This window comes from Pseudomonas sp. GW456-E7, from assembly GCF_059424105.1.
Window position 1 is genome coordinate 1 of sequence record NZ_JBWKZB010000094.1, and the last position, 7,670, is coordinate 7,670.

A 7,670-nucleotide genomic window follows, 5' to 3' on the forward strand; every position below is an offset into this window, starting at 1 on the left:
TTGAGCGGTAGGTCTGAAGCATAAAAGATCGCAGCCTGCGGCAGCTCCTACAACAGATCGCGTTCGTCTGTAGGAGCTGCCGCAGGCTGCGATCTTTTTTGGGGCTTAGTTCAGTCCCGGATTCGCCACCAGCCGCTCGCCATTGCGGGCCAGCGACTTCAGGAACTCGGTCTGCAATTCCGGATCGTTGCGCGTCAGCTCGATCAGGCTCTGTTCCAGCTCACTGGCTTCTTCTTCAAGACCCAGCTCCGACAGGCGTTTGACCCGGTGGACCCACTGGCTGACTTCGTCGCCTTCGAGATCGTCATAAATCAGCCCGTGGGCCTCATAGAGCTTGCTGCGCAAGGTGCTGCTGACGGCCAGGGTGGAATCGGCGTGCACGTTGTCCTGGGCAGCCTCAACACGAATCAGCAAGCGGCTCAGATGATTGATGTCATGTTCGGCGAACGGGTTATCCAACAGATTCAGGCGCAACACGCCATTTTTGTCGGTGGTCAGTTCGAAGGTTTCCTTGCCGGCCTTGACCTCGACCGGGCGCTCGCTCCAGGGCAGGCTTGAGTACTCCGTGCGCTTGTCGCGCTGGACTTCATCAATACCGGCCAGGTTCTGCTGCGCGCGGCCATGGGACTGCACGTTCATGAACGGGTTGAGCCCGGCAAAACCGTAGCTCAGCCAGTCCTTGGTCACGCTGTCCGGCAGATTGCCGAGGGTGAACACATTGACCACGTTGGCACCGACACCCGCCACCACGGCCACCGCGCCCAGCGGGATTTCGTAGATCTCCCGCCAGGGTTGGTACGGCGTATAGCGGTCATAGTGACGCGTAACTTCGTACTCGGTGACTTCGAAAGTCTTCTGCTCGTGGATTTTCACCCGCCGTTGCGGCAGCTCAAGCACCTTGGGCTCACCGACATCGATCTGCAGGCTGTGATCGAGCAATTTGCGCTCGACCCGTTCCTCGTGCTCGCTGCGTTGTGACATGTGGTTGGCACAGCCGCTGACCAGCAGGGCGCCGCACAAGGCGGCGCCACCGAGGCCTAAGGTGTTTCGCTTGAACATGACGTCTCTATATCTGCTATCAGCGGCGGATGCGGGCCTGAAGGAAGGACAGCACGTCGGCGACCGGCAACGCTTGTGCGTCGGCCTCGGTACGGCTCTTGTATTCCAGGTTGCCTTCGGCCAGGCCGCGGTCGCTGACCACGATCCGGTGTGGAATGCCGATCAGTTCCATGTCCGCGAACTTGATGCCCGGGCTGGTTTTCTTGTCACGGTCGTCCAGCAGCACTTCGAAGCCGGCAGCGGTCAGTTCCGCGTACAGCTTGTCCGTGGCTTCGCGAACCTGCTCGGTTTCGTAGCGCAGCGGCACCAGGGCAATCTGGAACGGCGCCAGTGTGTCGCTCCAGATGATCCCGTTTTCGTCGTTGTTCTGCTCGATGGCAGCCGCCACCACGCGGGACACGCCAATGCCGTAGCAGCCCATTTCCAGGGTGACCGGCTTGCCGTTCTCGCCCAGTACTTCGCACTTCATCGCTTTGCTGTATTTGTTGCCCAGCTGGAAGATGTGCCCGACTTCGATGCCGCGCTTGATTTCCAGGGTGCCTTTGCCGTCCGGGCTCGGGTCACCGGCCACGACGTTGCGCAGGTCGGCAACGGTCGGAACAGGCAGGTCGCGCTCCCAGTTCACGCCGAAGTAGTGTTTGTCGTCGATGTTGGCACCGATGCCGAAGTCGCTCATCAGTTCGACGGAGCGGTCGATGATGATCGGCAGCGGCAGGTTCAACGGGCCGAGGGAACCGGCGCCGGCGCCAATGGCTTCGCGCAGTTCGCTTTCCGAGGCCATGACCAGAGGGCTGGCCACGCCTGGCTGGTTGGCGGCCTTGATTTCGTTCAGCTCATGGTCGCCACGGATGATCAGGGCGATCAGCTTGCCTTTCTCTTCGGCGTGCACCACGAGGGTCTTGATGGTTTTCTCGATCGGCAGGTTGAAGCCTTCGACCAGTTGCGCAATGGTCTTGGCGTTCGGCGTGTCGACCAGACGCAGTTGTTCGGTCGCAGCGGCGCGCGAGGTTTCCCGTGGCACGGCTTCGGCTTTCTCGATGTTTGCGGCGTAGTCGGAGCCGTTGCTGAACACGATGTCGTCTTCACCGGACTCGGCCAGCACGTGGAACTCGTGGGAACCGGCACCGCCGATGGAGCCGTTGTCGGCTTCAACAGGGCGGAACTTCAGGCCCAGACGGGTGAACACGTTGCAGTAGGCCTGGTGCATGCGGTCGTAGGTGATCTGCAGCGAAGGCTGGTCAGCGTGGAACGAGTAGGCGTCCTTCATGATGAATTCGCGACCGCGCATCAAGCCGAAGCGTGGGCGGATTTCGTCACGGAATTTGGTCTGGATCTGGTACAGGTTGATCGGCAGCTGCTTGTAGCTGCTCAACTCGTTGCGCATCAGATCGGTGATGACTTCTTCGTGGGTCGGGCCGGCGCAGAAGTCGCGGCCGTGGCGATCCTTGAAGCGCAGCAATTCAGGGCCGTACTCTTCCCAGCGCCCGGATTCCTGCCACAGCTCGGCCGGTTGCGTGCTCGGCATCAACACTTCGAGAGAGCCGGCGGCGTTCATTTCTTCACGAACGACGGCTTCGACCTTGCGCATGACCCGCAAGCCCATCGGCAGCCAGGTGTACAGGCCCGAGGCAAGTTTGCGGATCATGCCGGCGCGCAGCATCAGCTGGTGGCTGATCACGACCGCGTCGGAAGGCGTTTCTTTTTGTGTGGCGAGCAAAAATTGACTGGTGCGCATGGTTGGCCGTTATCGATTGCTGATGACGAGAAATGACGGAGCATTGTACGGGCGAGATCCGCTGGCGTACAGGCGTGCGGTCGGTGGTGTGGCAGGAGGGCGCGTTTCACTCGGCCCTCCGCGAATATTCCTGCGTAAAAAAGCTACGATTCTTCGACGACTGGGGTCTGCACTGGTTCCGGGGTGGGTGTCGGACCTGCGCGGCGGCTCTCCTGGAACCAGTGCAGGGCGATCAGCAGCAGGGTCGGGACGCCGAGCAGGGCGGTAATCAGGAAGAAATCGTGATAACCGAACTTTTCCACCATGACCCCTGAGTAGCCGCCGATCAGGCGCGGCAGCAACAGCATGATCGAGCTGAGCAGGGCGTACTGGGTGGCGGAGAACTTGAGGTTGGTCAGGCTCGACAGGTAGGCCACGAAGGCCGAGGTGGCCAGGCCTGAACTGAAGTTGTCCAGGGAGATGGTCAGTACCAGCATGTTCAGGTTGGGGCCCATGTCGGCGAGCATCAGGAACAGGATGTTGGTCGCCGCGGATGCGATGCCGCCGATGAACAGGATTGGCAGGATGCCGAAACGCACGATCAACAGGCCGCCCATGCCGGCGCCGACCAGGGTCATGATCAGGCCGAAGATTTTGCTCACGCTGGCGATCTGGTCCTTGGTGAACCCCTGATCGATATAGAACACGTTGGCCATCACCCCCATGACCGTATCGGACATCCGATAGGTGGCGATCAGGCCGAGCAACAGCAGCGCTTGCCAGCGGTATCGCAGGATGAAGTCGTTGACCGGCGTCAGCACCGGCGCCAGGCCGCGACGGCCCATGGCCGAGAGGCACAGGGCGGTCAGCGTGATGTAGAGGATGGCCCGCAGGAATGCGCGGTCTTCGAGCAGCAGGTCGAGCAGGCTCACGCCTTCGAACAGTACGCTGGCGAAGTCGGTGTTGTAGAGCTGGGTGAACATGGCTGGCACGGACACCAGCAAAATGATCAGCACGAACACCGAGGCCAGTTGATGCATGAAGCTGTAGCGCCCGGCCTGCAGTTGCGTGCGCAACGGCACGGGTGGTTCGCGCATGAACAAGGACGTCAGCAGTGCCGGGACCATCAGCGCGCCGAACAGGATGTAAGTGCCGGCCCAGGCCGAATGCTTGTAGTTGAAGCCGGTGGAGCCAAAGCCTTCGGCGAAGTACAGCGCGCCTGCGGTAGCCAGCAGCGCGGCGACCCGGTAACCGGACATGTAGCTGGCGGCCAGGGCGGCCTGGCGATTGTCTTCGGCGATTTCCAGGCGGTAGGCGTCCACTGCAATGTCTTGCGTCGCTGATGCGAAAGCGACGACCACGGCAATGGCGATCAGCCAGGACAGATGCTTTTGCGGGTCGCAGAAACCCATCCCGATCAGGCCCAGGATGACCAGTGCCTGGGACAATACGAGCCAGGATCGTCGTCGGCCGAGTTTGCCGAGCAATGGCAGTCGCCATTGGTCGAGCAAGGGCGACCAGACCCATTTGAAGGCATAGGCCAGGCCGATCAGGCTTGCATAGCCAATGGTTTCACGAGCCACGCCGGCTTCACGGAGCCAGACCGAAAGAGTCGAAAACACCAGCATGTAGGGCAGGCCGGCGGCGAAGCCAAGCAGCAACAGCACGAGTGTCGAGGGGCTGGCATAAGCGGCGAGCGCGGCGCGCCAGGTTTTACGGGGCATGGGCTGGAGTCTGCCTCAAGAAATACGGAAACAAAGCGCGCACTCTAACCGCTGTGCTCTACCGGACGCCAGCCATGGCGCTGAATATCAACACGATTATTCAGGACACTGATGCCCTCCATGCGTAATCGTGCGCGCTGCTCATCGCCCGAAGGGCTGCCGACCGGCAGGCTGATACGCCCGTTTGCGCCCAGAACGCGGTGCCAGGGCAGTTTGCTGTCGCTCGGCAATTGGCTGAGTGTGCGGCCTACCCAGCGAGCGGCGCGACCCAATCCTGCAAGCTCGGCCAACTGGCCGTAGCTGACGACTTTGCCCTCGGGAACTTGCGCCAGAGTCAGATACAGCGCCGTGCGTCGGATTTGCGCTGCGCTCTCGGGTTCATCGGTTGGATCGGTCACGTCCGTCAGTCCTGAAGAAGTCTGCTTTACCGTCTGTAGAGTAATTCCTGCACGGGCGCTTGAGAAATGAACTCAACAGAAATAGTCGGGTCAGTCCTTGTCAGGGCCTTATTCCTACGGATAATGCCGATTTTTTCGCAATCCCGAGCCTGTATTTTGCTTATGTTGTTGTCCAGATCCCTGCTATGTCTCGCTGTCCTTGGCGCCTCCACTCCCTTGCTAGCCGATACCGTGTGGCTGAAGAACGGAGACAAGCTCAGTGGCAAGATCACGCTGTTCGATGGCGGCAAGCTGCTGATCCAGACCGAGTATGCCGGTGCGGTTACGATCGACTGGAAGCAGGTCAAGACCCTGGACAGCGATCAGGAGTTGCTGGTCAAGCAGGATGCCTACACGGGCGAGAAAGCCAAGTCGCTGAAAGCGGCGGACGCCGGCAAGGTCACGCTGGCCAACGGCGAGGCACCGAAGACGGTCGAACTGGCGAGCATTCAGCAGATTCTCAAGCCAAAACCGGTGGTCGAGGATCTGGTCTGGAAAGGCAATGTCGATGTCGCGCTGGATTATCAGCGGGCGGAAAACGACACCGATGACTACGACATCGATTTCAAGACCACTGCGCGCCACGGTCGCTGGCGGCATACCGCCGAAGGCGAATACAACCGCGAGTTCCAGGACGACGTGGTGACCACGGACAACTGGCGGGCCGAGTACTCCATCGACCGGTTCCTGACCGAGCAATGGTTCTGGCAGGGGCGCCTGGTGTACAAGCGCGACAAGGTTGAAGACCTTTCCCGTCAACGCACCGTTGGTACGGGTCCCGGCTATCAGTTCTGGGATAACGAACTCGGGGCGTTCTCACTGGGTTCGCTGGTCAACCGCACGGACTATGATTTCTCCGATGGCAGCAAGGAAAGTTTCTACGCCCTGGCCATGACGTGGGACTACAACCGCTACCTGATCGGCAAGCGTGTCGAATTCTTCACCAATGGTGAGGTCGGCAAGCCGCTGTCGGGCGTGGCCGACTACGCACTCGATGCCGAGATGGGGTTGCGCTACAAAGTGACTGACTGGGCTTCGTTGAACCTGAAGGCGGAGCGGGACATCATCAGCGGTACCGACGATGCGGATCTGGACAAGACGCGTTACACCGCAGGCTGCGATCTTTTTTTGCCTGGGAAAACACACAGGCACAAAAAAGCCCCGCTGTTGAGGGCGGGGCTTTTTACTAAAGCAAGTACAAGTTAGATAACTTGAACTTCTTCAGCTTGCATGCCTTTCTGACCGCGGGTAGCGATGAAAGAAACCTGTTGGCCTTCTTTCAGGCTTTTGAAGCCGTCGGACTGGATAGCTTTGAAGTGAACGAACAGGTCGTCACCGGATTGTGGGGTGATGAAGCCGAAGCCTTTTTCATCGTTGAACCACTTAACGGTACCGGTTTGGCGATTAGACATGGTGTAACTCCTTGAACAAAGATAACTGCGACTCAGGAAGAACCCTGGCCGAGACTGAGTGCAAAGAGCAGGAAAAATTCTTGTAGATGGTTGGATCGAAATTCAACATATCGTGTAGAGATTCTCAGTGACACAAGCAGCACAGTGACGCCACCTTAACCCTTTTTCCGGGACGTGCCAATGCTTCTTGCGAAGGTTTCTCTGTTTTAAGGATCGGCGGTGTGACGGTTCGTCGCCAACGCGCGTAATTCCTGCCTGTTCGGCGAGAATTGCACCCCGGACTTTGAACCCGGCGGCGCGCCCGGTAAGATGCCGGACAGAATTTTTCGACCTCGCAATTCAGGACACCCGCCATGAGCATCAAATCGGACAAGTGGATTCGCCGCATGGCGCAGGAACACGGCATGATCGAGCCTTTCGTCGAGCGCCAGATGCGCGGCAGCGACGATAGCCGTGTGATCTCCTACGGCGTGTCGAGCTACGGCTACGACGTGCGTTGCACCAATCATTTCAAGGTGTTCACCAACATCAATTCGGCTATCGTCGACCCGAAGAACTTCGACGCCGGCAGCTTCGTCGACATCCACAGCGACGTGTGCATCATTCCGCCGAACTCCTTCGCCCTGGCCAGCACCGTCGAATACTTCCGCATTCCGCGCAATGTATTGACCATTTGCCTGGGTAAAAGCACTTATGCGCGCTGCGGCATCATCGTCAACGTCACGCCGCTCGAGCCTGAGTGGGAAGGTCACGTGACCCTGGAGTTCTCCAACACCACCAATCTGCCGGCGAAAATCTACGCCAACGAAGGCGTGGCGCAGATGCTGTTCCTCGAGTCGGATGAAGAGTGTGAAGTGTCCTACAAGGACCGTGGCGGCAAGTATCAGGGCCAGCGTGGCGTGACCCTGCCGCGCACCTGAGTCAACCGTCCGACAAATGTCGGGAATTCCTGGGCGGGCGTACACTCTATGGAGTGTACTGTTCCGATCCGCGCAAGGCGGGTCGGGCCATCGCCCAGGAGTGCCGAATGAAGATCGATCCGCGAATCAGTGCCGAACTGGCAAGGCTTGAACCCAATCAGGTTGGCGTTCTGGCCTGGTCCTTGCTGGCACATCCGCCCGTCAGCATGGCAGGGGGCATTCCCGGCCAGCCTGATCCTGATACCCCGAATGAACAGCCGATGGAGCCTGGCGAACCTACTTTGCCGGATGAGCCACCGCCCGCGCCTGTGGTCTGATAGTTCAGACGCTATAGATCAAAAAAAGTGGGAGCGGGCTTGCTCGCGAAAGCGGTGTGTCAGTGGCATTCATGCCGCCTGACACAC

7 protein-coding genes and 1 pseudogene are annotated in these 7,670 nt (G+C 59.6%); 3 read left to right on the forward strand and 5 right to left on the reverse strand.

Annotated features, from left to right (window positions below):
* Positions 1–105: 105 nt before the first annotated feature.
* From AC07YV_RS29415 to AC07YV_RS29430, 4 genes are all read right to left on the reverse strand, one after another.
* Positions 106–1,059 carry a hypothetical protein gene (locus AC07YV_RS29415; protein WP_102702779.1) on the reverse strand — a complete coding sequence of 318 codons (954 nt, stop codon included), beginning with the start codon at positions 1,057–1,059 and terminating at the stop codon, positions 106–108.
* A gap of 19 nt (positions 1,060–1,078) precedes the next feature.
* Positions 1,079–2,794 carry a proline--tRNA ligase gene (locus AC07YV_RS29420; protein WP_102702778.1) on the reverse strand — a complete coding sequence of 572 codons (1,716 nt, stop codon included), beginning with the start codon at positions 2,792–2,794 and terminating at the stop codon, positions 1,079–1,081.
* A 143-nt stretch (positions 2,795–2,937) separates the two neighbouring features.
* A complete protein-coding gene (locus AC07YV_RS29425) occupies positions 2,938–4,497 on the reverse strand; it encodes an AmpG family muropeptide MFS transporter (protein ID WP_102702777.1) in 1,560 nt (519 codons plus the stop codon).
* A 44-nt stretch (positions 4,498–4,541) separates the two neighbouring features.
* Positions 4,542–4,895, reverse strand: coding sequence for an MGMT family protein (locus AC07YV_RS29430; RefSeq protein WP_007971652.1), 354 nt, complete (start codon positions 4,893–4,895; stop codon positions 4,542–4,544).
* 165 nt (positions 4,896–5,060) lie between these two features.
* Here AC07YV_RS29430 and AC07YV_RS29435 point away from each other — a divergent pair.
* A pseudogene (locus AC07YV_RS29435) lies at positions 5,061–6,050 on the forward strand (DUF481 domain-containing protein); the annotation flags it as partial.
* A gap of 86 nt (positions 6,051–6,136) precedes the next feature.
* Here the strand turns inward: AC07YV_RS29435 and AC07YV_RS29440 are convergent.
* Positions 6,137–6,346 (reverse strand): cold-shock protein, encoded by a 210-nt coding sequence (locus AC07YV_RS29440; protein WP_002554837.1) that lies wholly within the window; start codon positions 6,344–6,346, stop codon positions 6,137–6,139.
* Positions 6,347–6,699: 353 nt separating this feature from the next.
* Between AC07YV_RS29440 and dcd the strand changes: the two genes are divergently transcribed.
* Together dcd and AC07YV_RS29450 are read left to right on the forward strand one after the other, a co-directional pair.
* Complete coding sequence (gene dcd / locus AC07YV_RS29445) at positions 6,700–7,266, forward strand: dCTP deaminase (RefSeq protein WP_007940589.1); 567 nt, start codon at positions 6,700–6,702, stop codon at positions 7,264–7,266.
* Between the two features lie 107 nt (positions 7,267–7,373).
* A complete protein-coding gene (locus tag AC07YV_RS29450) occupies positions 7,374–7,583 on the forward strand; it encodes a hypothetical protein (RefSeq protein ID WP_015093806.1) in 210 nt (69 codons plus the stop codon).
* The last annotated feature ends 87 nt before the right edge of the window (positions 7,584–7,670 follow it).

What these genes read in the sequence shown, in the direction of transcription:
- AC07YV_RS29415 (WP_102702779.1), bottom strand. Translation starts at nt 1,059, where the DNA reads ATGTTCAAGCGAAACACCTTAGGCCTCGGTGGCGCCGCCTTGTGCGGC.
- AC07YV_RS29420 (WP_102702778.1), bottom strand. Translation starts at nt 2,794, where the DNA reads ATGCGCACCAGTCAATTTTTGCTCGCCACACAAAAAGAAACGCCTTCC.
- AC07YV_RS29425 (WP_102702777.1), bottom strand. Translation starts at nt 4,497, where the DNA reads ATGCCCCGTAAAACCTGGCGCGCCGCGCTCGCCGCTTATGCCAGCCCC.
- AC07YV_RS29440 (WP_002554837.1), bottom strand. Translation starts at nt 6,346, where the DNA reads ATGTCTAATCGCCAAACCGGTACCGTTAAGTGGTTCAACGATGAAAAA.
- dcd (WP_007940589.1), top strand. Translation starts at nt 6,700, where the DNA reads ATGAGCATCAAATCGGACAAGTGGATTCGCCGCATGGCGCAGGAACAC.
- AC07YV_RS29450 (WP_015093806.1), top strand. Translation starts at nt 7,374, where the DNA reads ATGAAGATCGATCCGCGAATCAGTGCCGAACTGGCAAGGCTTGAACCC.